The sequence below is a fragment of the Stenotrophomonas sp. 71799_Sma genome (genome assembly GCF_056482505.1).
On the sequence record NZ_CM151202.1, the window covers coordinates 1,299,033 to 1,323,508 of the forward strand.

23 protein-coding genes are annotated in these 24,476 nt (G+C 66.6%); 12 read left to right on the top strand and 11 right to left on the bottom strand.

Annotation, left to right across the window (positions count from 1 at the left end; translation table 11 throughout):
- Positions 1 to 4 precede the first annotated feature (4 nt).
- Positions 5 to 760, bottom strand: coding sequence for an arginyltransferase (locus ACZK4Z_RS06030; RefSeq protein WP_125893787.1), 756 nt, complete (start codon positions 758 to 760; stop codon positions 5 to 7).
- Positions 761 to 916: 156 nt separating this feature from the next.
- On the opposite strand from ACZK4Z_RS06030, the gene ACZK4Z_RS06035 reads away from it, so the two are divergent.
- Positions 917 to 1,480, top strand: a complete 564-nt coding sequence (locus ACZK4Z_RS06035; RefSeq protein WP_125893789.1) for an EF-hand domain-containing protein — start codon at positions 917 to 919, stop codon at positions 1,478 to 1,480.
- 51 nt (positions 1,481 to 1,531) lie between these two features.
- Here the strand turns inward: ACZK4Z_RS06035 and ACZK4Z_RS06040 are convergent, their stop codons facing one another.
- The 4 genes from ACZK4Z_RS06040 to ACZK4Z_RS06055 form a co-directional block, all read right to left on the bottom strand.
- The gene (locus tag ACZK4Z_RS06040) at positions 1,532 to 2,749 is read right to left on the bottom strand and encodes an RNA polymerase sigma factor (RefSeq protein WP_125893792.1); all 1,218 of its coding nucleotides are present in this window, start codon (positions 2,747 to 2,749) and stop codon (positions 1,532 to 1,534) included.
- A 209-nt stretch (positions 2,750 to 2,958) separates the two neighbouring features.
- Positions 2,959 to 3,468 carry a pathogenicity-like protein gene (locus ACZK4Z_RS06045; RefSeq protein WP_125896000.1) on the bottom strand — a complete coding sequence of 170 codons (510 nt, stop codon included), beginning with the start codon at positions 3,466 to 3,468 and terminating at the stop codon, positions 2,959 to 2,961.
- Positions 3,469 to 3,472: 4 nt separating this feature from the next.
- Complete coding sequence (gene tesB / locus ACZK4Z_RS06050) at positions 3,473 to 4,393, bottom strand: acyl-CoA thioesterase II (protein WP_004148214.1); 921 nt, start codon at positions 4,391 to 4,393, stop codon at positions 3,473 to 3,475.
- A gap of 127 nt (positions 4,394 to 4,520) precedes the next feature.
- Positions 4,521 to 5,297: an enoyl-CoA hydratase/isomerase family protein gene (locus ACZK4Z_RS06055; RefSeq protein WP_032127589.1), complete on the bottom strand. Its 777-nt coding sequence runs from the start codon at positions 5,295 to 5,297 to the stop codon at positions 4,521 to 4,523.
- 34 nt (positions 5,298 to 5,331) lie between these two features.
- Between ACZK4Z_RS06055 and ACZK4Z_RS06060 the strand changes: the two genes are divergently transcribed.
- The gene (locus ACZK4Z_RS06060; RefSeq protein ID WP_125895428.1) at positions 5,332 to 5,778 is read left to right on the top strand and encodes a copper chaperone PCu(A)C; all 447 of its coding nucleotides are present in this window, start codon (positions 5,332 to 5,334) and stop codon (positions 5,776 to 5,778) included.
- Positions 5,779 to 6,019: 241 nt separating this feature from the next.
- Here the strand turns inward: ACZK4Z_RS06060 and ACZK4Z_RS06065 are convergent, their stop codons facing one another.
- The 3 genes from ACZK4Z_RS06065 to uvrA all read right to left on the bottom strand — a co-directional run bounded on the left by ACZK4Z_RS06065 (position 6,020) and on the right by uvrA (position 10,253).
- On the bottom strand, positions 6,020 to 6,745 hold the full coding sequence (locus ACZK4Z_RS06065; protein ID WP_125895429.1) for an enolase: 726 nt from the start codon (positions 6,743 to 6,745) through the stop codon (positions 6,020 to 6,022).
- A 98-nt stretch (positions 6,746 to 6,843) separates the two neighbouring features.
- A complete protein-coding gene (locus tag ACZK4Z_RS06070) occupies positions 6,844 to 7,251 on the bottom strand; it encodes an acyl-CoA thioesterase (protein WP_125895430.1) in 408 nt (135 codons plus the stop codon).
- Positions 7,251 to 10,253 (bottom strand): excinuclease ABC subunit UvrA, encoded by a 3,003-nt coding sequence (gene uvrA / locus ACZK4Z_RS06075; protein WP_125895431.1) that lies wholly within the window; start codon positions 10,251 to 10,253, stop codon positions 7,251 to 7,253. Before uvrA ends, ACZK4Z_RS06070 begins: the two co-directional genes overlap by 1 nt.
- Positions 10,254 to 10,569: 316 nt before the next feature.
- Here uvrA and rplU point away from each other — a divergent pair, with 316 nt between their 5' ends.
- The 3 genes from rplU (at position 10,570) to cgtA (ending at position 12,390) form a co-directional block, all read left to right on the top strand.
- On the top strand, positions 10,570 to 10,878 hold the full coding sequence (gene rplU, locus ACZK4Z_RS06080) for a 50S ribosomal protein L21 (protein ID WP_005408557.1): 309 nt from the start codon (positions 10,570 to 10,572) through the stop codon (positions 10,876 to 10,878).
- A gap of 18 nt (positions 10,879 to 10,896) precedes the next feature.
- On the top strand, positions 10,897 to 11,160 hold the full coding sequence (rpmA, locus tag ACZK4Z_RS06085) for a 50S ribosomal protein L27 (RefSeq protein ID WP_005415704.1): 264 nt from the start codon (positions 10,897 to 10,899) through the stop codon (positions 11,158 to 11,160).
- Between the two features lie 177 nt (positions 11,161 to 11,337).
- Positions 11,338 to 12,390 (top strand): Obg family GTPase CgtA, encoded by a 1,053-nt coding sequence (gene cgtA, locus ACZK4Z_RS06090; protein ID WP_032127584.1) that lies wholly within the window; start codon positions 11,338 to 11,340, stop codon positions 12,388 to 12,390.
- A 206-nt stretch (positions 12,391 to 12,596) separates the two neighbouring features.
- Here cgtA and rpsT read toward each other — a convergent pair whose 3' ends face one another.
- On the bottom strand, positions 12,597 to 12,866 hold the full coding sequence (rpsT, locus tag ACZK4Z_RS06095) for a 30S ribosomal protein S20 (protein WP_005408560.1): 270 nt from the start codon (positions 12,864 to 12,866) through the stop codon (positions 12,597 to 12,599).
- A gap of 117 nt (positions 12,867 to 12,983) precedes the next feature.
- On the opposite strand from rpsT, the gene murJ reads away from it, so the two are divergent.
- From murJ to ACZK4Z_RS06130, 7 genes are all read left to right on the top strand, one after another.
- A complete protein-coding gene (gene murJ / locus ACZK4Z_RS06100) occupies positions 12,984 to 14,588 on the top strand; it encodes a murein biosynthesis integral membrane protein MurJ (RefSeq protein ID WP_125895443.1) in 1,605 nt (534 codons plus the stop codon).
- A gap of 75 nt (positions 14,589 to 14,663) precedes the next feature.
- Positions 14,664 to 15,611: a bifunctional riboflavin kinase/FAD synthetase gene (locus ACZK4Z_RS06105; RefSeq protein WP_032127582.1), complete on the top strand. Its 948-nt coding sequence runs from the start codon at positions 14,664 to 14,666 to the stop codon at positions 15,609 to 15,611.
- On the top strand, positions 15,608 to 18,439 hold the full coding sequence (ileS, locus tag ACZK4Z_RS06110) for an isoleucine--tRNA ligase (protein WP_478451225.1): 2,832 nt from the start codon (positions 15,608 to 15,610) through the stop codon (positions 18,437 to 18,439). Before ACZK4Z_RS06105 ends, ileS begins: the two co-directional genes overlap by 4 nt.
- Positions 18,439 to 18,963 (top strand): signal peptidase II, encoded by a 525-nt coding sequence (gene lspA / locus ACZK4Z_RS06115; protein WP_049424357.1) that lies wholly within the window; start codon positions 18,439 to 18,441, stop codon positions 18,961 to 18,963. The genes ileS and lspA overlap by 1 nt, the downstream gene beginning before the upstream one ends.
- A gap of 27 nt (positions 18,964 to 18,990) precedes the next feature.
- On the top strand, positions 18,991 to 19,941 hold the full coding sequence (gene ispH, locus ACZK4Z_RS06120) for a 4-hydroxy-3-methylbut-2-enyl diphosphate reductase (RefSeq protein WP_019337505.1): 951 nt from the start codon (positions 18,991 to 18,993) through the stop codon (positions 19,939 to 19,941).
- Positions 19,942 to 20,142: 201 nt separating this feature from the next.
- Positions 20,143 to 22,026, top strand: coding sequence for a M61 family metallopeptidase (locus ACZK4Z_RS06125; RefSeq protein WP_478451226.1), 1,884 nt, complete (start codon positions 20,143 to 20,145; stop codon positions 22,024 to 22,026).
- Positions 22,023 to 22,688 (top strand): lysoplasmalogenase, encoded by a 666-nt coding sequence (locus tag ACZK4Z_RS06130; protein WP_478451227.1) that lies wholly within the window; start codon positions 22,023 to 22,025, stop codon positions 22,686 to 22,688. Before ACZK4Z_RS06125 ends, ACZK4Z_RS06130 begins: the two co-directional genes overlap by 4 nt.
- Before the next feature lie 83 nt (positions 22,689 to 22,771).
- Here ACZK4Z_RS06130 and ACZK4Z_RS06135 read toward each other — a convergent pair whose 3' ends face one another.
- Positions 22,772 to 23,491 carry a hypothetical protein gene (locus ACZK4Z_RS06135; RefSeq protein ID WP_125895435.1) on the bottom strand — a complete coding sequence of 240 codons (720 nt, stop codon included), beginning with the start codon at positions 23,489 to 23,491 and terminating at the stop codon, positions 22,772 to 22,774.
- Positions 23,488 to 24,444 (bottom strand): hypothetical protein, encoded by a 957-nt coding sequence (locus ACZK4Z_RS06140; protein WP_478451229.1) that lies wholly within the window; start codon positions 24,442 to 24,444, stop codon positions 23,488 to 23,490. Before ACZK4Z_RS06140 ends, ACZK4Z_RS06135 begins: the two co-directional genes overlap by 4 nt.
- Between the last annotated feature and the right edge of the window lie 32 nt (positions 24,445 to 24,476).

Consider the following 24,476-nt stretch of genomic DNA (forward strand, 5'->3'; position numbering starts at 1 on the left):
TTTGTCAGCGTCCGTCCAGTTCGTCGTCGAAATCGTGCCAGCGGCGGCCGTCATAGGCTTCCAGCGGTCGATAGCGCCGTTTGTAGTCCATCTTCTGATGCCCGCGGATCCAGTAGCCCAGGTAGACGTGCGGCAGGCCCTCGCGGCGGGCCCATTCGATCTGCTGCAGGATCGCGAAGGTGCCCAGCCCGCGCGCGGCATGGTCCGGGTCGAAGAAGGTGTAGACCGCCGACAGGCCGTGCTCGGTGACGTCGGTCACCGCCACACCCAGCAGCTGGCTGGGCTGGCCGTCGTGGCCGGGCAGGCGCATCTCCATGAAGCGGGTGTGCGACCAGCTGCCGATCAGGAACTGCTCGAATTCGTGCGGGCCATGGTCGTCCATGCCACCGTTGGCGTGGCGATGCACCAGATAGCGGTGATACAGCGCGAACAGGTCATCGCGGGCGGTGGCCGCGGTGATGCGTACTTCCAGGTCTTCATTGCGGGCGGCACAGCGGCGCTGGCTGCGGTCCGGGGCGAAGCGGGCCACCGGAATACGCACCGCCACGCAGGCCTGGCAATGTGCGCAGTGCGGGCGGTAGACCAGGTCGCCGCTGCGCCGGAAGCCCCAGCTCAATGCCAGCGGGTACAGGCCGCCGAGACGACGGTCGTGCGGATCCAGCACCAGGTCGCGTGCCACCCGGTCCGACCAGTACCCGCAGGGGTGCTCGCCGGTCTGGAAAAGTCGCAGTTCGTCGTCTCTGTCGCCGTGAATCGCCATGGGCACAGCATAGCCCCAGCCTGTCGCAGTGGTGGCGACTGTCCGCCGGATGAATGGAACCGGCAGTGGCGTCAACCGATGTCGCGCCCGGGCGTTGTTGTTCCCCGAGGGTGACGTGATCACCCCGACACTGTTCCCATCCCCAGGAGTGACCTCATGATCCGTACCCCCCTGCTGCTGGCCCTGCTGCTCGGCACATCCGCTACCGGTATCGCGCTGGCCGCCGATGCCCCGACTGCGCCGGCGCAGCGCCCGGCCAAGCTGGACACCAACGGCGACGGCGTCATCGACCGCAGCGAAGCCGCTGCCAACCCGCGCCTGGCCGCGAAGTTCGACGAGCTGGACAAGAACAAGGACGGCAAGCTCTCGCGCGATGAGCTGCCGCGCTGGCAGCACGGTCGCCGTGGTGGCCACGGCGGTGAGCGCTGGGCCAAGCTGGACGTCAACAAGGACGGCCGCATCAGCCGCGAGGAAGCCAAGGCCGATCCGCGCCTGGCCGCGCGCTTCGACGAGCTCGACCCCAACAAGGACGGTTACCTGGACAAGGCCGACCGCGAGCTGCGCATGAAGCAGCGTCGTGATGCCTGGTTCGCCGCCGCCGACACCAACAAGGATGGCCAGCTGAGCAAGGCCGAGTTCGACGCGGCCAAGGGCCCGATGCACGGTGGCCCGCGCCACGGCGGTCCGCGCGATGGCGCGGCGCCGAAGCCGCAGCGCTGAGGTTCAACGCAGTGAATGACGACAACGCCGGCGCACTGCCGGCGTTGTCCGTTACAGGCGGCCGCTGCGCATCAGTGAGTACACCACCAGCGCGATGACCATCAGGTTCATGGCGATGATGCCGGTGCGGCCGTACATCGATTCGTACTTCCAGTTGGTCCCGGTGCGCCCGCGCCGTGCCGAATCGCGCGCGATCATCGGTGCCATCACCCGTTGCAGCGGCACCAGGCACTGGTAGTTGACCACCCCCAGGCCCACGGCCAGTACCGTCAGCTGTGCCCAGACCGGTGTCTGCAGCAGAACCGCAAGCAGGATCGCCAGGCACCAGAACATGCCGGTGATGATGTTGAGGTAGAGGAAGCGGCGCACGTCGGCGCGCTCGGACGCCGTTTCCGTGTACGACATCAGGAAGCGTCCGCCCAGATAGCTGCCGATCGCACCACCGACCACGCCGCCAATGACCGCCCCCCAGCTTTCGGCCGGCAGCACGTGCAGTTGGCCCAGCGTGGCGGTCAACGAGCCCATCGCGGTTCCGCCCGCAGCGCTGGCGCCGCCGAGGCCAAGCTTGCTGCCGCCGATGCCGACACCGGTGCCGAGCAGCACCGCAGCACTGGCCGTGCCGGGCGCAGCCACCAGCACCATCGACACCACGGCTGTGGCGAATGCCGCGCTCGGCGCGCTGCTGCGCGCGAACTCGCCGAAGCGCTGCAGCAGGCCGTCGCGCACCAGCGCGCGGGCACGCGACAGGCGCTTGCGCACGGCGGCGTCACTGAGCCCAAGCAGGTCGGCCACCTGCTGCGAGCGCTGGCCTTCGCGGTAGTACAGCAACAGTACTTCGCGGCTGTCGGCCGGCAACGCGGAAATGATGTCCTCGGCGGCGATCTCTTCTTCCACCCGTTGCAGCCGGTCGGCCGCGCCCGGGGCCGGGTCGGCCGCCATGCCCATTGCCACCTCGGCGGCCTCGCCGGTCAGTGGCCGGCCGCGCTGCGCGCGCAGCCAGTCGCGGGCCAGGTTGCGGGTGATCTGCCGCAGCCACGGCAGGAAGCTGGTCGAACTGCGCAGCTGGTGCAGCTGCTGCCAGCCCTTCACGAAGGCCTCCTGGGCGATGTCCTCGCTGGCCTGACGATCGCGGGTGATGGCCAGCGCGATGGCGGTAACCGTGTTCTGGCAGGCCAGCACGATGCGGCCATAGGCGTGCTGGCAACCGCTGGCGGCGGCAGGCAGTTCGCGTTCCAGTGTCTGGTCGATCGATGCGGCGAACGTCGTCATGGCGGCGGCTCTCCTGCTGGGATTGTGTCCCAAGACGGAGCCGCGCGCCGAATGTGACCGGCCTTCTGCACGGTAGTGCCGGCCGCTGGCCGGCAACCTCATGACAAAAAAAGGGGACGGAGGGGATTAAGTCGTTTGTGCCACAAACGACTTAATCCCCTCCGTCCCCTTTTTTCGGCTGCCGGCCAGCGGCCGGCACTACCCGTGCGTCACTTCGAGGGCTGGATGCGAACCCGGATTTCTTCCTCTTCCGGTGCGGCCTGCAGAGCCGGTTGCGCCTGCTGCGGCTGGGTCTGCGGGGCAGGGGCCGGTGCGACCGGCGCCGGGGCGCCACGATGGCGCAGGCCGATCACCAGCGCCACGCCGGCGATCACCACCAGCAGGGCGATGCGGATGCGCCAGGCCCAGCCACGGCCGCCGCCGGTCGTCTCTGCGGTGTCGCGGAAGGCGAATTCGGCGGTCGGATGGTCGCGGCGGGTGGTGTCGAGCAGTCGCGCCTCGCGCAGGATTTCACGCGCGCGCGGCTGGTCGTCGGCGCGCACGATCCACACCGCTGGGTAGGCGTTGGCGTTGCCCAGGTCGGTATAGCTGAACTGGCCGCGGCGACGGGTCTTGTACGAGCGCCCATTGGTCACCTTGACGTCGATGCCATGCCCGCGCAGGAGCTCGGCGACGCCTTCAACGGTTTCCACACGCTGGCTGCTGAAGATCTGGCGCATCGGATCAGTCCTTGGCCGGCACGGCGGCGGCCGCGGCCTGGTCGGGAACCACGCGGATCAGGCCTTCCTGCGCGGTGCTGGCCACCAGCACGCCATTGCGGGTGAAGAACTGGCCGCGGGCCAGGCCGCGCGAATCCTGCGCGCTGGGGCTGTCCAGCGAGTACAGCAGCCAGTCGTCGGCGCGGAACGGGCGGTGGAACCAGATCGCGTGGTCGAGCGAGGCCATCTGCACGTGCGGGTGGTAGTAGCTGATGCCATGCGGGAACGTGGCGGTGCCCAACAGGTGGAAGTCGGAGGCATAGGCCAGCAGCGCCTGGTGCAGCTCGGGCGCATCGCCGACCGGCTCGCTCAGGCGCAGCCACACCTGGTGGTAGGGCGGGCGCTTGGGCGGGTTGAGTTCATCGCGCGGGTAGACGTGGCGGAACTCGAACGGGCCGCCGCGCGACAGCCAGCGCTGCACCTTGATTGGCAGCCGCTCCAGCACTTCGGCCGGCAGCGGGCGGTTCGGTTCGATGTCTTCCGGCTGCGGCACTTCGGGCATCTTGTGCTGGTGCTCGGCGCCGGTCTCGGCCTGCTGGAACGAGGCCGCGCAGAAGAAGATCACCTTGCCGTGCTGGATCGCAGTGACGCGGCGCACCGAGAAACTGCCGCCGTCGCGGGTACGGTCCACGTCGTAGACGATGGGGTGGTCGATGTTGCCGGCGCGCAGGAAGTAGGCGTGCAGCGAGTGCACGTGGCGCCCATTGTCGACCGTGGCCTGCGCCGCAGCCAGCGCCTGGCCCAGCACCTGGCCGCCGAACACGTACTTGGTGCCGATGTCGCGGCTCTGCCCGCGGAACAGGTTGTCCTCCAGCCGCTCCAGGGTGAGCAGGTCGATCAGCTCGGAGACGACGGGTTCGGGCGTGTCGTTCAAGGGGGCGGCCACAGCAATGAAGAGGCCCCGATTATACCGTTGCAGGCCAGTCCATCATTGGTAGTGCCGGCCGCTGGCCGGCAACCTCATGATCCTCCTGGGGCACCTGCGGTTGCCGGCCAGCGGCCGGCACTACCGGTTACTTGCCCAGCCGGGCGACCAGCGCCTGCAGGGCATTCTGCGCGTCCGGGGCGAACCAGGCCTCGACGAAGCGGTCGAGCTGAATCAGGTCCGGGTGCAGGGCTTCGTGCAGGTCGGCACGGGCAATGGCGCGGGTCAGCAGCATCGGCTGGCGCGGCTGCTTGAGCAGGTTCTGCAGCCAGGCGATGGCGCGCGCCACCACCAGGTCGCCTTCGGCCAGTTCATCGACCAGGCCGATCTGCAGCGCCTGTTCGGCCGGCACCAGCGAGCCGGTGGTCAGCAGGACGCCGGCGCGGTGTACGCCCACCGCGCGGCGCAGCAGGCGCTGGATGCCCTCCGGCGCGATCAGGCCCACCTGCACTTCGTTCAGGCCGATGGCATACGGCCGCGACGGATCGGCGCTGCGCGCCATCACCCGGTAGTCGCAGCACAGGGCCAGCACGCAGCCGCCCGCCGGTGCGTGGCCGGTGATCGCCGCGACCACCGGGATCCGGCTCTCGGCCAGCGTGCGCACGGCGCCAAAGAAGGCGTTCCAGGTGTCCAGCAACTTGTGCTTGTCATCACCATGCGAGAGCAGGTGCGGCACGTCCATACCGCCGGTGAAGATGCGCTCGCTGCCCGACAGCACGATGCCGTGCGCGTCTTCGGCCATGGCCAGCTCGATGGCATGGATCAACTGCCGGCACAGTTCGGTGTCCAGTGCGTTGACCGGCGGCCGCGCCAGGCGCAGTTCGCGGATGGGGCCATGGTTGATCACCTCGATGAGCGTCGTCATGCTGCGGTCTCGTTGCGAAGAAGGAACCTGGGCGATGATAACCAAACCATTCGTTGGCGTACTGTTGGTTCTGTGTGCGGCCGCAGCATCGGCGTCGGCGGCGGAACCGGACTGCGTCACGGTGGAGCAGGGCTGGGCGCGGTTGCCACCGAATCCGGCGATGCCGATGACCGCCGGCTACGGCGTGATCCACAACGGCTGCAGCAAGGCGGTGGCGATCACTGGCGCGACCAGCAGCAGCTTCAATGATGTGTCGCTGCACGAGACCACGATCGTCGATGGGGTCAGCCGCATGCGCGCGATCGAGCGTCTGCCGCTGGCACCGGGCGCGCGCGCCGAGCTCAAGCCCGGTGGTCTGCACCTGATGCTGATGCAGGGCAAGGGCGCGTTGAAGGAAGGCCAGGCGCTGCCGCTGCGGCTGCAGCTGGAAGGCGGTGGCGAAGCGAGCGCGACGTTGGTGGTGCGCAAGGCCGCGCCGTAAGCGCGCGGGGAAACGGCACGCTGCTGCTGACGCAAGGGGTTGGGATGGCCGTCGTAGCGTCGAGCTTGCTCGACGGCCCCGGCCTGCAGCAGTCGAGCAAGCTCGACTCTACGGATGAAGCGACGATTGGGATGGCTGCCGTAGCTTTGAGGACGCTGGGCGCGAACGGAATATCCGGTAGTGCCGGCCGCTGGCCGGCAGGACGCGAAATGCCGGCCAGCGGCCGGCACTACCAGGGGGCTTACGACCAGTCGAACGAGAACAGCACCGTGCGGCTTTCCGGCTCGTACAGCATCACGATCGCATCGGCACCGGTGGCGCACCAGTTGTAGCCGGCCACGTCGGCCACGGCGAAGAATTTGTTGCCATTGCGGGTGATGATCACTGTTTCGGCATCGTCCGCAGCGTTGGGGTCATCGGCAGCTTCGGTGAAACCCAGCTCGAATGCCGCGGGAATCTCTGCGGTTTCGGTCCAGTTGCCGAAACTGATCGGGCCACCCAGCGTATCCAGATAATCGCGCTCGCTGGCCTCACCCTTGCCATAGCGCGAGTAGCAGGCGAGACGGCCATGCGTGGCATGGTAATCGCGGGCCTTGGCGTAGCTCTCGCGCATCTGCGCGATGTGTTCCTGCGCATCCTTGTCCTGCACCGCATCACCGATGAAATAGCCCGCGTTGCCGAGGAAGCGCATCTCGTTGCCGGCGGTCAGTTCGAAGGCGATCCAGTTGGTGCCGGTGAAATCGTTGTGGTGTTCTTCTGTGGTCTCGCCGATGCAGCCGTCATACGGCTCGATCGGGCACAGCATCGTTGCCACCTGGCCGGCCAGTTCCGGGCGCAGCACGCCGAGGTCGATCTTCAGCAGCGGCAGCAGGTGCTGGCCGAGCCAGGCCTGGTCGGAGGGGAAGACATCGGTGGGGAAGGCGACCATGCCGGGCAGCAGGTCGCGCAGTTCAGTCTGGTGGATCATGTCAGTCCTTTGAATTGGATCGGTAGTGCCGGCCGCTGGCCGGCATCCGCGATACATCTGGAGGTTGCCGGCCAGCGGCCGGCACTACCACAGGCGCGTCAGGTCGACGCGCTGCGGATCGCCTCCGGCAGCGGTGCGCTCTTGCCGGTCTGGGTGTCCATCCAGACCACCACCACGTTGCCGTCCGAATAGAGCTTCGATTCGTCCTGCTGGTCGACGATGCGGTGGCCGATGGTCACGCTGCTGTTGCCCAGGCGCTCGACGAACAGCTCGACCAGGATGTCGTTGGGCCACACGATCGGCAGCCGGTAGTTGACGTTGGTCGCGGCCACCACGGGTGCGATGCGGTCGGTCATCGACACACCCTCCACGCCCAGCATCCAGCGCACGCGCGCTTCTTCCAGGTAGGAGATGTACTTGGCGTTGTTCACATGGCCCATGCTGTCCATGTCACGCCAGCGCACGCTGATCGGGATGCGGGCCAGGATCTTGTGTTCGCTGCTCATCAGGCGTCCTTTTTCTTCTTGCTGGCAGTGGCGGTCTTGCTGGTCTTGCCGGTGCTCTTGGCAGCCACGGCCTTCTTCGCCGGCTTCTCGGCCTTTTCAGGCTTCACCTTGCGCGGCGGGCGGGCGTCGGGCTTGTTGGCCACGGCGGCCGGCTGCTCCGGGCGCGCGTGGGTGGACGGCAGCATGCGCGCAAGGAACTGGCCGGTGTACGACTGCGGGCAGGCCGCCACGTCTTCCGGCGTGCCGGTGACCAGGATGGTGCCGCCGCGATGGCCGCCTTCCGGACCCAGATCAACGATCCAGTCGGCGGTCTTGATCACGTCCAGGTTGTGTTCGATCACCACCACCGTGTTGCCCTCGTCGCGCAGCTTGTGCAGCACGCCCAGCAACGCTTCGATGTCGTGGAAGTGCAGGCCGGTGGTCGGCTCGTCGAGGATGTACAGGGTGCGGCCGGTATCGCGGCGCGACAGTTCCTTGGACAGCTTCACGCGCTGCGCTTCACCACCGGACAGCGTGGTCGCGCTCTGGCCCAGCTTGATGTAGCTCAGGCCGACGTCGACCAGTGTTTCCAGCTTGCGCGCAATCGACGGCACCGGTTCGAACAGCTTCAGCGCATCCTCGACGGTCATTTCCAGCACGTCGTTGATGTTGAAGCCCTTGTACAGGATCTCCAGCGTCTCGCGGTTGTAGCGCTTGCCATGGCAGACGTCGCAGGGCACGTACACGTCCGGCAGGAAGTGCATCTCGACCTTGATCAGACCGTCACCCTGGCAGGCTTCGCAGCGGCCGCCGCGCACGTTGAAGCTGAAGCGGCCCGGCGAATAGCCGCGTGCACGCGCTTCGGGCACCTGTGCGAACAGTTCGCGCAGCGGCGTGAACAGGCCGGTGTAGGTGGCCGGGTTCGAGCGCGGGGTGCGGCCGATCGGCGACTGGTCGATGTCCACCACCTTGTCGAACAGGTCCAGGCCATCGATTTCCTTGTACGGAGCGATCGGGTGCGAGGCGCCGTTGATCTCGTTGGCGGCCAGCGAGAACAGGGTGTCGTTGATCAGGGTCGACTTGCCCGAGCCGGACACGCCGGTCACGCAGGTCAGCAGGCCCGACGGAATCGCCAGGTCCACGCCCTTCAGGTTGTTGCCGGTCGCCCCGCGCAGGTGCAGGGTCATCTTCGGGTTCGGCGTGTGCCGGCGCGCCGGAATCTCGATCGCGCGCTTGCCCGACAGATACTGGCCGGTCAGCGAACGCGGTGCCTCCAGGATGTCCTGCAGGGTGCCCTGGCCGACGATCTCGCCGCCGTGCACGCCCGCGCCCGGGCCGATGTCCAGAACGTAGTCGGCCAGCCGGATCGCATCCTCGTCATGTTCGACCACGATCACCGTATTGCCCAGGTCACGCAGGCGGGTGAGGGTGCCGAGCAGGCGTTCGTTGTCGCGCTGGTGCAGGCCGATCGACGGCTCGTCGAGCACGTACATCACACCGACCAGGCCGGCGCCGATCTGGCTGGCCAGGCGGATGCGCTGTGCCTCGCCACCGGACAGGGTGTCTGCCTTGCGCTCCAGGGTCAGGTAATCCAGGCCGACATCGACCAGGAAGCCGAGGCGTTCGCCGATCTCCTTGACGATCTTCGCGGCGATCTCGCCACGCCAGCCCGGCAGGCTCAGTTCACTGAAGAACTTCAGTGCCTCGTCGATCGGCAGCACCACCAGCTCCGGCAGCGGGCGATCGGCCACGAACACGTTGCGTGCTGCCTTGTTCAGGCGCGCGCCATTGCATTCCGGGCACGGCTGTTCGCTGATGTACTTGGACAGCTCCTCGCGCACCGCAGGCGACTCGGTTTCCTTGTAGCGGCGTTCGAGGTTGGGAATGATGCCCTCGAAGCGGTGCTTGCGCTGGGTGCGGCCGCCAGCTTCGGTGAAGTAGGTGAAGGTGATCGTTTCGTCGCCGCTGCCGTACAGCACGGCCTGCTGCACCTTGGCCGGCAGCGAGTTCCAGGCGGCGTCCACGTCGAACTTGTAGTGCTTGGCCAGCGAGGCGATCAGCTGGAAATAGTAGGCGTTGCGGCGGTCCCAGCCGCGCACCGCACCGGCGGCCAGCGACAGCTCCGGATGCACCACCACGCGCGAGGGATCGAAGAACTCGGCGATACCCAGGCCATCGCAGCCGGGGCAGGCGCCCATCGGTGCGTTGAACGAGAACAGGCGCGGCTCCAGTTCCGGCAGCGAGTAGTCGCACACCGGGCAGGAGTACTTGGAGGAGAACAGCGCCGGCGTGGCGTCGGCGGTGTCCAGGCTCTGCACCGAGGCCATGCCATCGCCCAGCTTCAGTGCGGTCTCGAAGCTCTCGGCCAGGCGCTGCTTGATGTCCTCGCGCGGGCGGAAGCGGTCGATCACCGCCTCGATGGTGTGCTTCTGGCGCAGCGCCAGCGGCGGCACCGCATCGATTTCATACAGCTCGCCGTCCACGCGCACACGCACGAAGCCCTGCGCACGCAGCTGGTCGAACACCTGTGCGTGTTCGCCCTTGCGGTCGCGGATGACCGGCGCCAGCAGCATGTAGCGCTGTTCCGGGTCCAGCGTCAGCACCTGGTCGACCATCTGGCTGACCGTCTGCGCTTCCAGCGGGTAGCCGTGGTCCGGGCAGCGCGGGGTGCCGACGCGGGCGTACAGCAGGCGCAGGTAGTCGTAGATCTCGGTGATGGTGCCGACCGTCGAACGCGGGTTGTGCGAGGTCGACTTCTGCTCGATCGAGATGGCCGGGGACAGGCCTTCGATGTGGTCCAGGTCCGGCTTTTCCATCACGCTCAGGAACTGGCGCGCATAGGCCGACAGCGACTCGACGTAGCGGCGCTGGCCTTCTGCATAGATGGTGTCGAACGCCAGCGAGGACTTGCCCGAACCGGACAGGCCGGTGATCACGATCAGCTTGTCGCGGGGCAGGTCGAGGTCGAGGTTCTTCAGATTGTGCGTCCGCGCGCCGCGGATGCGGATGAAATCCATCGCCATGGGGGATCCGGTTGTGGGGGCGTTGGCTGGGTGCCGGGCCAGCAGGGAACGGCAATCGGTCAGCCTACCGAGGTGACCAGATGGGGGCAATGGGCGACAATGCCAGCCCGATGTCTCACCTGATGAGACAGGCCGACAGGCAGGGGTCAGATCCCTTTTCACAACGTGAAAAGGGATCTGACCCCGTTCCGGCCGGGCCCCCGGGCCGTTCAGGGGTTGACTTGACCCGCGCCCGCTGATCTGCGTACAATCCCGCTCCTGTCCGCCCTCGATGGCGGCAGCTCAGACCACAATAACTACAGAGGAAGGCCTGGTCATGTACGCAGTACTGGTCACCGGCGGTAAGCAATACCGCGTGGCGCAGGGCGAAAAGCTCCGCATTGAAAAGCTCGAAGTCGAAGTCGGCAGCGAGATCAAGTTTGACAACATCCTGATGCTGGGTGACAGCGACGGCGTGAAGCTGGGCGATGCGCTGAAGGGCGCTGCCGTCACCGCCAAGGTCCTGTCCCAGGGTCGTGCTGACAAGGTCCGGATCATCAAGTTCCGTCGCCGCAAGCACCACATGAAGCGTCAGGGTCACCGTCAGTACTACACCGAAATCGAGATCACCGGCATCGCCGGCTAAGCATCAGGAGAAGCAGTCATGGCACATAAAAAGGGCGTAGGCTCCTCGCGCAACGGTCGCGACTCCAACCCGAAGTACCTGGGCGTCAAGATCTTCGGCGGCCAGGCCATCGAAGCCGGCAACATCATCGTGCGTCAGCGCGGCACCCAGTTCCACCCGGGTTCGGGCGTTGGCCTGGGCCGTGACCACACCCTGTTCGCCCTCGTGGACGGCAAGGTGGAGTTCTCGGTCAAGGGCGCCAAGAAGCGCCGCACCGTCAGCATCGTCTCGGCCGACGCCTGATCCAGGCATCGCCGGCACCCGTGCCTCGGCATGGGGGTGCTGCATGAAGAGCCCCGCTTCGGCGGGGCTTTTCGTTAGAGTGAAAGCAAGACCGGCCAGGCCGAGTTGCCGGCCAGCGGCTGGCATAACATTCAAGGCGACGGCTGGCAGGCCGCGCCCATCGCAGGCATCGAAACAATGAAACTGGTAGACGAAGCAGAAATCGAAGTGTTCGCCGGCAACGGCGGCAACGGCTGCATTGGCTTCCGTCGCGAGAAGTTCATTCCGCTCGGCGGCCCGGACGGCGGCGACGGCGGTGCGGGCGGCAGCGTGTACATCCGCGCCGACGAAAACCTGAACACCCTGGTCGACTTCCGCCATGACCGCATCTTCAAGGCGCAGCGTGGCGAGAACGGCATGGGCCGCCAGGCCTATGGCAAGGGCGGCGAAGACCTGACCATCACCGTGCCGGTCGGCACCGTGGTGATCAACGTCGCCACCGATGAAATCATCGGCGACCTGACCCAGCATGGTGATCGCCTGCTGGTGGCGCAGGGCGGTCGTGGTGGCCTCGGCAACATGCACTTCAAGAGCTCGACCAACCGCTCGCCGCGCCAGGCGCTGCCGGGCGAGCCGGGCGAAGAGCGCACGCTGAAGCTGGAGCTGAAGCTGCTGGCCGACGTCGGCCTGCTGGGCTTCCCCAACGCTGGCAAGAGCACCCTGATCCGTGCCGTTTCGGCGGCGACGCCGAAGGTGGCCGATTACCCGTTCACCACGCTGTACCCGAACCTGGGTGTGGTGAAGGTGGAGAACTACCGCAGCTTCGTGATTGCCGACATTCCCGGCCTGATCGAAGGCGCTGCCGACGGTGCCGGCCTGGGTGCGCAGTTCCTGCGCCACCTGCAGCGCACCCGCCTGCTGCTGCACCTGGTGGACATCTCGCCGATGGAGGGCGGGGTGGAAGGCATTTCCCCGGTCGAGCAGGTGCGCGCGATCGAGCGCGAACTGGAAAAGCATGATCCGGAGCTGCTGCAGAAGCCGCGCTGGCTGGTGCTGAACAAGGCCGACCTGATGTTCGAAGACGAAGCGAAGGCTGCGGCCGAACAGATCGTTGCCGAGCTGGGCTGGAAGGAGCCGTGGTTCCTGGTCTCCGCGCTGGGCCGCGAAGGTACTTTCCCGATCATGAGCCGGATCATGGCCTTCTTCGATCGCCAGAAGGAAGACGAGCTGGAAGCCCGCAACGCGCAGTAATGCTGTTGTGGTTCCATGCGAAAAACCCGGCTTCGGCCGGGTTTTTCATTTTCCATTAGTGCCGGCCGCGGGCCGGCATTCCTCGGGGTTGCCGGCCAGCGGCCGGCACTACCGGATCGCGTGGATCGCAGGCAACAAAAAACCCGGCCGGGGCCGGGTTCTTTTCTGCTGCCCGACCCCCGAAGGGGCAGGGCGGCAACGCCGGATCAGGCGGCCTTGAGGGCCTTGATGCGGTCGTTCAGGCGGCTCTTGTGGCGAGCAGCCTTGTTCTTGTGGATCAGGCCACGCGCGCTGAAGCGATCCAGGATCGGCTGGGCAACGGCGAAGGCGGCTTCGGCGCCGGCGGCATCGTTGGCGTCCAGCGCCTTGATCACTTTCTTGACAGCGGTGCGCAGCATCGAGCGCTGAGCCACGTTGCGCGCGTTGCGCACGACGGTCTGCTTGGCGCGCTTCTTGGCGGACTTGATATTGGCCACGGTGGTGGTTTCCTGAAAAAATCGGTGTTATGGGAACAGCAAGCTAGCTAGTATGATGGCCCGAGAAATGCACGTCAAGTCGATTGTCAAGAGGGACGCTGAGTGAGTTCACCGAAGATGTTGCGAGGCCTGCTGTCGTTCAGCAGCATGACCATGGTCTCGCGGGTGCTCGGACTTGTCCGTGACCAGGTGATCACCACCACGTTCGGCACCAATGCGGTTACCGATGCGTTCTGGGTTGCCTTCAGGGTACCCAATTTCCTGCGCCGGTTGTTCGCCGAAGGCTCTTTCGCCACCGCTTTCGTGCCGGTGTTCACGGAAGTGAAGGAAACCCGCAGCCATGCCGAGCTGCGTGAACTGATGGCCCGCACCGCCGGCACCCTGGGTGGGGTGCTGATGCTGGTTACCGCGCTGGCGCTGATCTTCGCGCCGCAGCTGGCGGTCGCATTCTCGAGTGGTGCTGATACCGACCCGGTCAAGCAGACCCTGCTGGTCGACCTGTTCCGCCTGACCTTCCCGTTCCTGTTGTTCGTCTCGTTGACCGCGCTGGCCGGTGGCGCGCTGAACAGCTTCCAGCGTTTCGCGATGCCGGCGCTGACCCCGGTCATCCTCAACCTGTGCATGATCGCCGGTGCGCTATGGCTGGCGCCGCAGCTGGGCGGCACCCCGGAAAAACAGATCCTGGCGCTGGGCTGGGCGGTACTCGCCGCCGGCATCCTGCAGCTGCTGTTCCAGCTGCCCTCGCTGAAGGGCATCAACCTGCTGACCCTGCCGCGCTGGGGCTGGCGCCATCCGGGCGTGCGCAAGGTGCTGACGCTGATGGTGCCGACCCTGTTCGGTTCGTCGGTGGCGCAGATCAACCTGCTGCTGGATACCCTCATCGCGGCCAAGCTGACCGACGGCTCGCAGTCGTGGCTGTCGCTGGCCGATCGCTTCCTGGAGCTGCCGCTGGGTGTGTTCGGCGTGGCGCTGGGCACGGTGATCCTGCCGGCGCTGGCCCGCCATCACGTCAGCACCGACCGCGAGGGTTTCTCGCGCTCGCTGGACTGGGGCCTGCGGATGACCCTGCTGATCTCGGTGCCGGCCATGCTGGGCCTGCTGCTACTGGCCGAGCCGCTGATCGCCACTCTGTTCCAGTACCGCCAGTTCACCGCCTTCGATACCCGCATGACCGCGCTGTCGGTGTACGGCCTGAGTTTCGGCCTGCCGGCGTTCGCCCTGCTGAAGGTGGTGCTGCCGGCGTTCTATGCCCGCCAGGACACCAAGACCCCGGTCCGTGCCGGTGTGGCCGCGCTGGTGGCCAACATGGTGTTCAACTTCGCCCTGCTGGCCGTGCTGTACCAGGTCATGGTGCCGGACGAGCTGAAGGCGCAGGGCGTGATGGCGGCCATCGGCAAGCAGCCGGGCCTGCACCTGGCGCTGGGCATCGCCAGCGCACTGTCCAGTTACCTGAACCTGGGCCTGCTCTGGTACTGGCTGGGCAAGACCGATGTCTACCAGCGCCGGCCGGGCTGGGGCGGCTATCTGGTGCGGCTGCTGCTGGCCTGTGCGGCCATGGTCGGCGTGCTGTTGGCCCTGCTGCATTGGGTTCCCGACTTCACCGTCATGGACAAATGGCACCGTATCGGTGGCCTGATGCTGCTGGTCGGCGGCGGTGGCGCGACCTATGCGGTGGCCATGCTGGCGATGGGCTTCCGCCCGCGCGACCTGCGTGGGCATTGATCGCGGCCCGTGGCGGCTATACTTCAGGGTTACACCATTGAAGCAGCGGCCCCGGTCGGGCCGGAACGAGAGTTGATGAGCAGGCTGTTCAGAAGCGTCGAGGGCGGGGAGCTGTTCCCCAACGGAAGCGTGGTCTGTATCGGTGCATTCGACGGCCTCCACCTGGGCCATCGTGCGCTGGTCCGCCACGCGGTTGCCCGCGCGCGCGCCTTGGGCGTGGCCGCGGTGGCCGTGGCGTTCGAGCCGCTGCCGCGTGAATTCTTCGCCCAGGGCACGCCGCCGCCGCGGCTGACCCTGGCGCGCAGCAAGGTCGAGATCCTGCGCGAGCTGGGTGTCGATGCGATCGGCCTGCTGCGTTTCGACGCGGCGATGGCGGCGATGCCGGCCGAGACCTTCGTGCGCCAGTTGCTGGTCAATCGCCTGAGTGCGCGTGAGGTCTGGATCGGGCCGGAGTTCTGCTTCGGCAACCGCCGCCGCGGCGACCTGGCCCTGCTGCAGCAGCTCGGCGCCGAGCTCGGCTTCAGCGCCGGCGAGATCGAAGCGGTCGATCTGCACGGCGAGCGCATCTCCAGCACCCGCATCCGCCAGCTGCTGCAGGACGGCGATTTCGCCCGTGCCGGCGATCTGCTCGGCCGTCCCTACGCGATCAGCGGGCGGGTGGTGCGTGGGCGCCAGCTCGGCCGCACGCTGGGCTTCCCCACCGCCAACCTGCGTTTCCCGAAGACCCCGGCGCTGTCGGGCATCTACGCGACCTGGGTGCACGGCGTGTTCGACCAGCCGTGGCCGTCGGTGTCCAGCTTCGGCACGCGGCCGACGGTGGACGGCGTGGAGCCGCTGCTGGAAGCGCACCTGTTTGATTTCCAGGGCGACCTGTACGGGCGCCACATCGACGTAGAGTTCGTCGCCAAGTTGCGCGACGAAGAGAAATTCAATGATCTGGCGGCACTGACCGACCAGATGCACCGCGATGCCGAACAGGCGCGCGCCATCCTTTCCGAACATAGATTGCGAGCCACTGCGTGAGCCAGGACTACAAGACCACCCTGAACCTGCCAGCCACCGAATTCCCGATGCGCGGCGACCTGCCCAAGCGCGAGCCGGGCATTCTGGCGCGGTGGGAAGAACAGGGGCTCTACCAGCAGCTGCGCGACAACGCCGCCGGCCGCCCGCTGTTCGTGCTGCACGACGGCCCGCCGTACGCCAACGGCCGCATCCATCTCGGCCACGCGGTCAACAAGATCCTGAAGGACATCATCGTCAAGTCGCGCTACCTGGCTGGCTTCGACGCGCCCTACGTGCCGGGCTGGGACTGCCACGGCCTGCCGATCGAGATCGCGGTCGAGAAGAAGTGGGGCAAGGTCGGCACCAAGCTCGACGCCGTCGAATTCCGCCAGAAGTGCCGCGAGTTCGCCGAAGAGCAGATCAACATCCAGCGCGTGGACTTCAAGCGCCTGGGCGTGACCGGTGACTGGGACAACCCGTACAAGACCCTGAGCTTCGACTTCGAAGCCAACGAAATCCGTGCGCTGGCCAAGGTCGTGGCCAACGGCCACCTGGTGCGTGGCGCCAAGCCGGTGTACTGGTGCTTCGACTGTGGCTCGGCGCTGGCCGAGGCCGAGATCGAATACCAGGAAAAGGAATCGCCGGCGATCGACGTGGCCTACGCCGCGCGCGATGCGCAGGCCATCGGCCAGGCGTTCGGCGTGAGCGTGCCGGCCGATGTGGAAGTGGCCGTGCCGATCTGGACCACCACCCCGTGGACGCTGCCGGCTTCGCTGGCGGTGTCGCTGGGCGCGGAGATCAACTACGTGCTGGCCGAAGGCCCGGCGCACAACGGCAAGCGCCGTTGGCTGGTGCTGGCCGCGGCCCTGGCCGAGCGCGCGCTGCAGCGCTATGGCGTCGAAAACGTGGTGCTGCACGGTGAAACCACCGGTGCCGCGCTGGAGAACCAGCTGCTGGCGCACCCGTTCTACCCGGAGCGCGAGATCCTGGTGCTCAACGGCGAGCACGTCTCCGACGAGGACGGTACCGGTGCGGTGCACACCGCCCCCGGCCACGGCCAGGAAGACTTCGTGGTCAGCCAGAAGTACGGCCTGCTGGACAAGTACAACGCCGGCCAGGTGACCCCGATCGACGGCCGTGGCGTGTACCTGGAATCGACCCCGCCGGCCGGTGACGTGGTGCTGGCTGGCCAGCACCTGTGGAAGGCGCAGGAGGCCATCGTCGGCGTGCTGCGCGACAACGGTTCGCTGCTGGCCTTCCACCCGATCCGCCACAGCTACCCGCACTGCTGGCGCCACAAGACGCCGGTGGTGTTCCGCGCCACCCCGCAGTGGTTCATCTCGATGGACAAGGCCAACCTGCGCAACGATGCGCTGGCCGCCATCGACACCGTCGGCTGGTTCCCGACCTGGGGCAAGGCGCGCATCCAGAGCATGGTCGACGGTCGCCCGGACTGGACCATCTCGCGCCAGCGCACCTGGGGCGTGCCGATCGCACTGTTCACCCACCGCCAGACCGGCGAGATCCATCCGCGCTCGGTGGAGCTGATGCAGCAGGTGGCCGACCGCGTCGAAGCCGAGGGCATCGACGTGTGGTACTCGCTGGATGCCGCCGAACTGCTGGGCGCCGAAGCGGCCGACTACGAGAAGGTCACCGACATCCTCGACGTCTGGTTCGATTCGGGCGTGACCCATGAAGGCGTGCTCGCCGCGCGTGGCTTCGGCAAGCCGGCCGACCTGTACCTGGAAGGTTCGGACCAGCACCGCGGCTGGTTCCAGTCCTCGCTGCTGACCGGCGTGGCGATCGACAAGCGCGCGCCGTACAAGCAGTGCCTGACCCACGGCTTCACCGTGGACGAGCACGGCCGCAAGATGTCCAAGTCGCTGGGCAACGGCATCGAGCCGCAGGACATCATGAACAAGCTGGGCGCGGACATCCTGCGCCTGTGGATCGCCTCGGCCGACTACAGCAACGAGATGTCGCTGTCGCAGGAGATCCTCAAGCGCAACGCCGACGCCTACCGTCGCCTGCGCAACACCGCACGCTTCCTGCTCGGCAACCTGGACGGTTTCGATCCGGCCCAGCACCTGCAGCCGCTCGACCAGATGGTCGCGCTGGACCGCTGGATCGTGCATCGCGCGTGGGAGTTGCAGGAGAAGATCAAGGCGGCCTACGACGGCTACAACATGGCCGAGATCGTGCAGCTGCTGCTGAACTTCTGCAGCGTGGACCTGGGCTCGCTGTACCTGGACGTGACCAAGGACCGCCTGTACACGATGCCGACCGATTCGCACGGTCGCCGTTCGGCACAGAGCGCGATGTACCACATCGCCGAAGCGTTCACCCGCTGGGTGGCGCCGATCCTGACCTTCACCGCTGACGAGCTGTGGGGCTATCTGCCGGGCGAGCATGCCGGCCATGTGCTGTTCACCACCTGGTACGACGGCCTGGCGCCGCTGCCGGCCGATGCCCAGCTCAACGCCGCCGACTTCGACCAGCTGCTGGCCGTGCGCGAGCAGGTGGCCAAGGTGCTCGAGCCGATGCGTGCCAACGGCGCGATCGGTGCCGCGCTGGAAGCGGAAATCACGATCGCCGCCAGCGAAGAGCAGGCCGCGCGCTGGCAGCCGCTGGCCGATGAACTGCGTTTCCTGTTCATCAGTGGCGACGTGCAGGTGCGCCCGGCGACCACCGACGAGGTGTTCGTCAGCGCCCAGCCGACCACCAAGGCCAAGTGCGTGCGCTGCTGGCACCACCGCGCAGACGTCGGCAGCAACGCCGACCACCCGGAACTGTGCGGTCGCTGCGTGAGCAACATCACCGGCGCCGGTGAAGTGCGGAGCTGGTTCTGATGGCCGCGCCCCGTCCGCATCCGAACGCCCTGGTCTGGCTGCTGCTGTCGGCCGCCATCATCGGCCTGGACCAGTGGTCCAAGGCCTGGGTCCTGTCGAGCCTGCCGGAGTTCCAGCCGGTGGTGGTCATCGACGGCTTCTGGAACTGGTACCGCACCTACAACACTGGTGCCGCGTTCAGTTTCCTGAGCGACGCCGGTGGCTGGCAGAAACACTTCTTCACCGTGTTGGCGATCGTCATCAGCGGCCTGATGGCCTGGTGGCTGCGTAGCACTGCCCGCGGCAACTGGAAGGCCGCGGTGCCGTACGCGCTGATCATCGGCGGCGCGATCGGCAACGTGATCGACCGCCAGGTGCATGGCCATGTGGTCGACTTCATCCAGTGGTACGTGGGCAGCTACACCTGGCCCTCGTTCAACATCGCCGATTCGGCCATCGTGGTGGGTGCCATCGGCATCGCCCTGTTTGGCCTGTTCGACGGCAAGTCCGCCAAAAAGGCGGATAATGCCAATCCGAAACCGTAAGCCGGCCGCTGCCGGGAGACTGAACTGATGGATGTGCTGCTCGCCAACCCGCGTGGATTCTGTGCCGGCGTCGATCGTGCGATCGAGATCGTCAAGCGCGCGATCGAAACGCTGGGCGCGCCCATCTACGTCCGCCATGAAGTGGTGCACAACCGCTTCGTGGTCGACGACCTGAAGCAGCGCGGTGCGATCTTCGTCGAGGAACTCGATGAAGTGCCGGACAACAACACGGTCATTTTCAGCGCGCATGGCGTGTCCCAGGCCGTGCGCCAGGAGGCCGAGCGTCGTGGCCTGAAGGTGTTCGACGCCACCTGTCCGCTGGTGACCAAGGTCCACTTCGAAGTGGCCCGCCACTGCCGTGCCGGCCGTGACGTGGTGCTGATCGGCCACGCCGGTCACCCGGAAGTGGAGGGCACCATGGGCCAGTGGAACCGCGAAGCCGGCACCGGCCAGATCTATCTGGTCGAGGATGTCGAGCAGGTTGCCACGCTGCACATCAACCAGCCGGAAAACTTCGCCTATACCACCCAGACCACGCTGTCGGTGGACGATACGCGCGGCATCATCGATGCGTTGCGTGAGCGCTTCCCGGCGATGCAGGGCCCGAAGAACGACGACATCTGCTACGCCACGCAGAACCGCCAGGACGCCGTGCGCGATCTGGCCAAGCGCTGCGACCTGGTGCTGGTGGTCGGCTCGCCGAACAGTTCCAATTCCAACCGCTTGAGCGAGCTGGCCCGTCGTGAGGGCGTGGAGTCGTACCTGATCGACGGCGCGCACGAGATCGACCCGGCGTGGGTGGCAGGCAAGCAGCATATCGGCGTGACCGCAGGTGCCTCGGCGCCGCAGGTGCTGGTCGATGGCGTGCTGGCGCGCCTGGCCGAGCTGGGCGCCAGCGGCGTGGGCGAGCTGGACGGCGAACCGGAATCGATGGTGTTCGCGCTGCCGAAGGAACTGCGCCTGCGCCTGGTCGACTGACCGCGAAGCGCCTCATCCACGCATGGCGTGGATCTACTGAAACTGCTCTGGTGGCTGCAAACCAGCACAAGGTGGGTGCGAACCTTGGTTCGCACGCTTCTGGGCATGCACGGATGGGCGCGCGCCCATGACCTTTGGCCATGGGGCGGGGCACTTTACAGGCCTAGCATCGGAAGATTCTCCGTTGTTGGAAGCTGTCCGATGAAGACCCGAGCCTTGGCGATGTCGTTGCTGTTCGCGCTGGCGGCCACGCCTGCACTGGCGCAGACCTCGCCACCGGCGAACGCGGCGGCTCCCGGCCTGCTGCGCATCGACGTGGACGCGCGCGATCTGGCCCGGCGCATCTTCAAGGTGACCGCCACCGTGCCGGCCAAGCCTGGCCCGATGACCCTGCTGTACCCGCAGTGGATTCCCGGCAACCATTCGCCCACCGGCCCGATCGACAAGCTGGCCGGCCTGCGCGTGACCGCCAACGGCAAGCCGCTGGCCTGGCAGCGCGACCAGTTCAACGTCTATGCGTTCAAGGTGAACGTGCCCGAGGGCGTGAGCGAGATCGTCGCCCACTTCGATTTCCTGTCCTCGCAGGGCGGCAGCCAGGGCCGGGTGGTGATGACCCCGGAAATGCTCAACCTGCAGTGGAACGCCAATTCGCTGTATCCGGCCGGCGTCGATGCGCGCAACCTGCAGGCGCAGGCCAGCGTGACCCTGCCCAAGGGCTGGTCGTTCGCCACTGCCCTGGAAACCGCGCGACGCGACGGTGACACCGTGGTGTTCAAGCCGATCTCGTATGACCATCTGGTCGATTCGCCGTTGTTCGCCGGCGAGCACTACCAGCGCATCGATCTCGACCCGGGTGCGAAGGTGCCGGTGCACCTCAATGTGTTCGCCGACGAGGCCAAGTCGTTGAAGCCGAGCGAGGCACAGATCACGATGCACCGCGCGCTGGTGCAGCAGGCCGACAAACTCTATGGCGCGCGCCACTACAACCACTATGAATTCCTGCTGGCGTTGACCGACCGCCTTGGCGGCATCGGCCTGGAGCATCACCGCTCCAGCGAGAACAGTGCCGATCCAGGCTACTTCACAGAGTGGGACAGCAACGCGTGGATGCGCGACCTGCTGCCACATGAGTACACCCATTCGTGGAACGGGAAGTACCGTCGCGGCGCCGATCTGGCCACCGCCAACTTCAACGTGCCGATGGGCGACAGCCTGCTGTGGGTGTACGAGGGCCAGACCCAGTTCTGGGGCCAGGTGCTGGCGGCGCGGTCGGGCCTGTGGTCGACCACACAGGCGCGCGACATGCTGGCCAACGTGGCCGCGACCTATGACCGTGGTCGCCCGGGCCTGGCCTGGCGGCCGCTGCAGGACACCACCAACGACCCGACCATCGCCCAGCGCCGCACGTTGCCTTACCGCAACTACCAGATGAGCGAGGACTACTACTCCGGCGGCCAGATGCTGTGGCTGGAAGTGGAGGGCAAGCTGCGCGAGCTGAGTGGCAACCGTCGCAGTCTGGACGACTTCGCGCGTGCGTTCTTCGGCGTCGGCAATGGCGACTGGGACGTCAATCCGTACACCTTTGATGACGTGGTCGCGACCTTGAACGGTATCGCGCCGTACGACTGGGCGACGTTCCTGCGCGGGCGCCTGGATGGCCATGGTTCGTTGACCGGTGGCCTGGAACTGGCGGGCTGGAAGCTGGTTTACCGCGATACCCCGAACGACGCCTACAAGGCGCAGGAAAAGCGCGCCAAGGCAGCGTTGCTGGCGTACTCACTGGGTGCGACCGTGCTCGACAACGGCACGGTCGGTGACGTGATCTGGGACAGTCCGGCGTTCAACGCCGGTCTTGCACCGGGCATGAAGGTGATCGCGGTTGGCGGCCGTGAATACAGCAGCCAGCGCTTGAAGGATGCAGTCGCCGCCGCAGCAAAGGACAAGGCGCCGATCGTGTTGCTGGTGAAGCAGTTCGATCGCATCGAAACGATGAGCATCGCCTACCACGGTGGCCTGCAGTACCCGGTGCTGGAGCGCATCGCCGGCAAGCCTGACCGCCTGGCGGATCTGTGGAAGGCGCGATGAAGCCGCGCGCCCGCGATGGCGTGATCCTGTTGATGGCGATCCTCGCCATCGTGGGCGCATTCCTGCACAGCGATGGGCGTTGGCTGCACTGGCTGGCCAAGCCGGCCACCACGCTGCTGATCGCTGCCATCGTCTGGCGCGTGCATGATCCGGTGCAGCCGTTCTACCGCCGCGCGGTGCTGGCCGGCATGCTGCTCTCGTGCGTGGGTGACATCGCGCTGATGTTGCCAATGGATGCGTTCGTACCGGGGCTGGTCGCATTCCTGCTAGCGCATGTCTGCTACATCATCGCCTTCCGCGGAGGCCTGCGTGCCGGGCGTGGGCTGGTCGGCGCCAGCGTCCTGCTCGGTGCGTTTGCCGTGCTCAACGTGCTGGGCCTGTGGCCACACCTGCCTGCACCGATGCGTATTCCGGTGCTGGCGTACGTGGTGGTGCTGGCATCGATGGCGGTGCTGGCCCTGGCACGGCAGTGGCGCCGCCCGCAGCCTGACGCCATGGAGGCCGCCAGTGCCCGTTGGGCCGCCGCCGGTGCGTTGCTGTTCGTCGCCAGCGATTCACTGCTGGCCTGGGACCGCTTCGCCGGCGGCCTGCCGCTGGCCAGCCTGCTGGTGCTGTCCACATACTACGCCGCGCAGTACGCCATCGCGCGCTCGGTGAAATAGAAAAAGGGGACGGAGGGGATTAAGTCGCAAAGCGCACCAAGGCACATACGACTTAATCCCCTCCGTCCCCTTTTTTGTGTGGCCTACCGGCGGCTCACGCCGCGCAGGGCGCCCTGCGCATCGAACTGCAGGCGCACGGATTCGCGGTCACCGGCGACTTCGTCCGGCAGCCATACCAGCTTGCCGGCTTTGCGCACGATCACGTAGACGTGGCCGACTTCAGATGCGGGGTTCTGCAGCGCATTGCGCTGTTCCTGCAGCGCCTGCGCCACGCGCGGAACAGCCTCGAAATCGATGCTGGCCAGGGATGTGCTGCTGCGCTGCAGGCTGATGGTCGGCGCAAACTGCTGCGGGTTCACCGGATTGCCCTTGCGCCATTGGCCACGTTCAAAGTGATAGCTGTCGACGTGGCCCGGCTGTTGCGGATCGACCAGATCGAGGTTGATGCGGCCATCGTCGTAGAAGTGGATGCTGTGGAAGACCGTCAGCCGCTGGCCGGCCAGCGCTGGCATCTGCTCCAGTGCCTGACGGGCAGCCAGCAGGTAGTCCGCATCGAACAGACGGTTGTTGCGCTCGGGCGCTCCAGCGGTGCCCGCGGCGGGGAAGGGCGCTGGGGACGGCACAAGCGATGCGGATTGCTCGCGCGGCGACTGGGACGAGACGGAGGCAGGCAACCGGTCCGGCTGTACCGAATGCCCCAGCGTTTCGCTGATGGTCTGCAGGGCGCCTCCGGCAACGGCCACGCCCGCCAGAACCAGCAGCAGTACCAGGAACACGGTGCGGGTTGAGGGCGGCTGTTTCATACTCCCTCCAGGCGCACGTTGCTGCGGTCATCCGGGTCGTACAGCAGCGTCACATGCTCGCGCGGGATGTTGGCCAGTTCAATCAGCGGGATGAAGCGGCGCACGCGGGCCTGCTGCATGTTGCCTTCGCGATCGATGTATTCCAGCTGGAACTCCACCTGTGGCTGTTCGTTGAGGTAGGTGCCGGTCTGACGCACCTTCAACACCCTGGCCTCCACGCCGATGCCGCGATACTTCAGTGCATCGCCGCGGGCATCGGCGTGCAGCAGGCGGCCGAGCAGGCGCAGGCCCAGCGCATAGCCACACAGCACCAGCGGGCACACCAGCAGCGGGTGACCGAACGACAGGAAGGTCCAGCCCAGCCCCTCGCTCTGCAGCTGGTAGGCCCACACATAGGCAGCGGCAACGATGGCGATGCCGAGTGCTGCACCGATGCCGCGCCGCCACAGGCTGGCGACATTCAGTTCGGGCTGGGCACCGTCCAGCACGATGTTGGGGAATGCCCCGGGTGTCCGCCCCAGGCGTGCATCAATGTGCCTGCCGGCCTCGAAGCGATGCAGCTGGGGTTTGCTGTCGACCACCAGCATCTGTTCGCAGACCGGCGTACCGGACAGGTTCTTGAAGGACAACTGCAGTTTCCATTGCGCGAACCCACGCACCTGCACGCCGGTCTGTTCGGCCTGTTCGATCAGCGCACTGCGCGGTTCACCGTCGGCCAGGATCGACTGCACCCGGTGCAGTGCGCGTGGCGGCCCCAGCAACAGGTAGTGCAGGAAGGCGAACAGCAGCGTCAGCCACAGGACCATCGACAGTGCGAGCAGCAACAGTGCCAGCCACGGTGCGCTGCGGTCGACCAGCGCCACCGGCCACGAAGTGCCGAAATAGAGAATGCAGGGAAAAGGCAACGCGAAGAACAGCAGGAACGCGCCCCAGAACCAGAGATAGGCTTTCATGGGGGAAGGGGACCGCGGTGGAACAGGGCGCG

Bases quoted from the DNA above. Each gene is read 5' to 3' on its own strand.
- ACZK4Z_RS06065 (WP_125895429.1), bottom strand. From the start codon at position 6,745: ATGATCCACCAGACTGAACTGCGCGACCTGCTGCCCGGCATGGTCGCC.
- uvrA (WP_125895431.1), bottom strand. From the start codon at position 10,253: ATGGCGATGGATTTCATCCGCATCCGCGGCGCGCGGACGCACAATCTG.
- ACZK4Z_RS06035 (WP_125893789.1), top strand. From the start codon at position 917: ATGATCCGTACCCCCCTGCTGCTGGCCCTGCTGCTCGGCACATCCGCT.
- ACZK4Z_RS06125 (WP_478451226.1), top strand. From the start codon at position 20,143: ATGAAGACCCGAGCCTTGGCGATGTCGTTGCTGTTCGCGCTGGCGGCC.
- ACZK4Z_RS06040 (WP_125893792.1), bottom strand. From the start codon at position 2,749: ATGACGACGTTCGCCGCATCGATCGACCAGACACTGGAACGCGAACTG.
- ACZK4Z_RS06070 (WP_125895430.1), bottom strand. From the start codon at position 7,251: ATGAGCAGCGAACACAAGATCCTGGCCCGCATCCCGATCAGCGTGCGC.
- ACZK4Z_RS06045 (WP_125896000.1), bottom strand. From the start codon at position 3,468: ATGCGCCAGATCTTCAGCAGCCAGCGTGTGGAAACCGTTGAAGGCGTC.
- rpmA (WP_005415704.1), top strand. From the start codon at position 10,897: ATGGCACATAAAAAGGGCGTAGGCTCCTCGCGCAACGGTCGCGACTCC.
- rplU (WP_005408557.1), top strand. From the start codon at position 10,570: ATGTACGCAGTACTGGTCACCGGCGGTAAGCAATACCGCGTGGCGCAG.
- ACZK4Z_RS06135 (WP_125895435.1), bottom strand. From the start codon at position 23,491: ATGAAACAGCCGCCCTCAACCCGCACCGTGTTCCTGGTACTGCTGCTG.
- ACZK4Z_RS06030 (WP_125893787.1), bottom strand. From the start codon at position 760: ATGGCGATTCACGGCGACAGAGACGACGAACTGCGACTTTTCCAGACC.
- cgtA (WP_032127584.1), top strand. From the start codon at position 11,338: ATGAAACTGGTAGACGAAGCAGAAATCGAAGTGTTCGCCGGCAACGGC.
- ACZK4Z_RS06140 (WP_478451229.1), bottom strand. From the start codon at position 24,444: ATGAAAGCCTATCTCTGGTTCTGGGGCGCGTTCCTGCTGTTCTTCGCG.
- ispH (WP_019337505.1), top strand. From the start codon at position 18,991: ATGGATGTGCTGCTCGCCAACCCGCGTGGATTCTGTGCCGGCGTCGAT.
- ACZK4Z_RS06105 (WP_032127582.1), top strand. From the start codon at position 14,664: ATGAGCAGGCTGTTCAGAAGCGTCGAGGGCGGGGAGCTGTTCCCCAAC.
- ACZK4Z_RS06060 (WP_125895428.1), top strand. From the start codon at position 5,332: ATGATAACCAAACCATTCGTTGGCGTACTGTTGGTTCTGTGTGCGGCC.
- ACZK4Z_RS06055 (WP_032127589.1), bottom strand. From the start codon at position 5,297: ATGACGACGCTCATCGAGGTGATCAACCATGGCCCCATCCGCGAACTG.
- murJ (WP_125895443.1), top strand. From the start codon at position 12,984: ATGTTGCGAGGCCTGCTGTCGTTCAGCAGCATGACCATGGTCTCGCGG.
- lspA (WP_049424357.1), top strand. From the start codon at position 18,439: ATGGCCGCGCCCCGTCCGCATCCGAACGCCCTGGTCTGGCTGCTGCTG.
- ACZK4Z_RS06130 (WP_478451227.1), top strand. From the start codon at position 22,023: ATGAAGCCGCGCGCCCGCGATGGCGTGATCCTGTTGATGGCGATCCTC.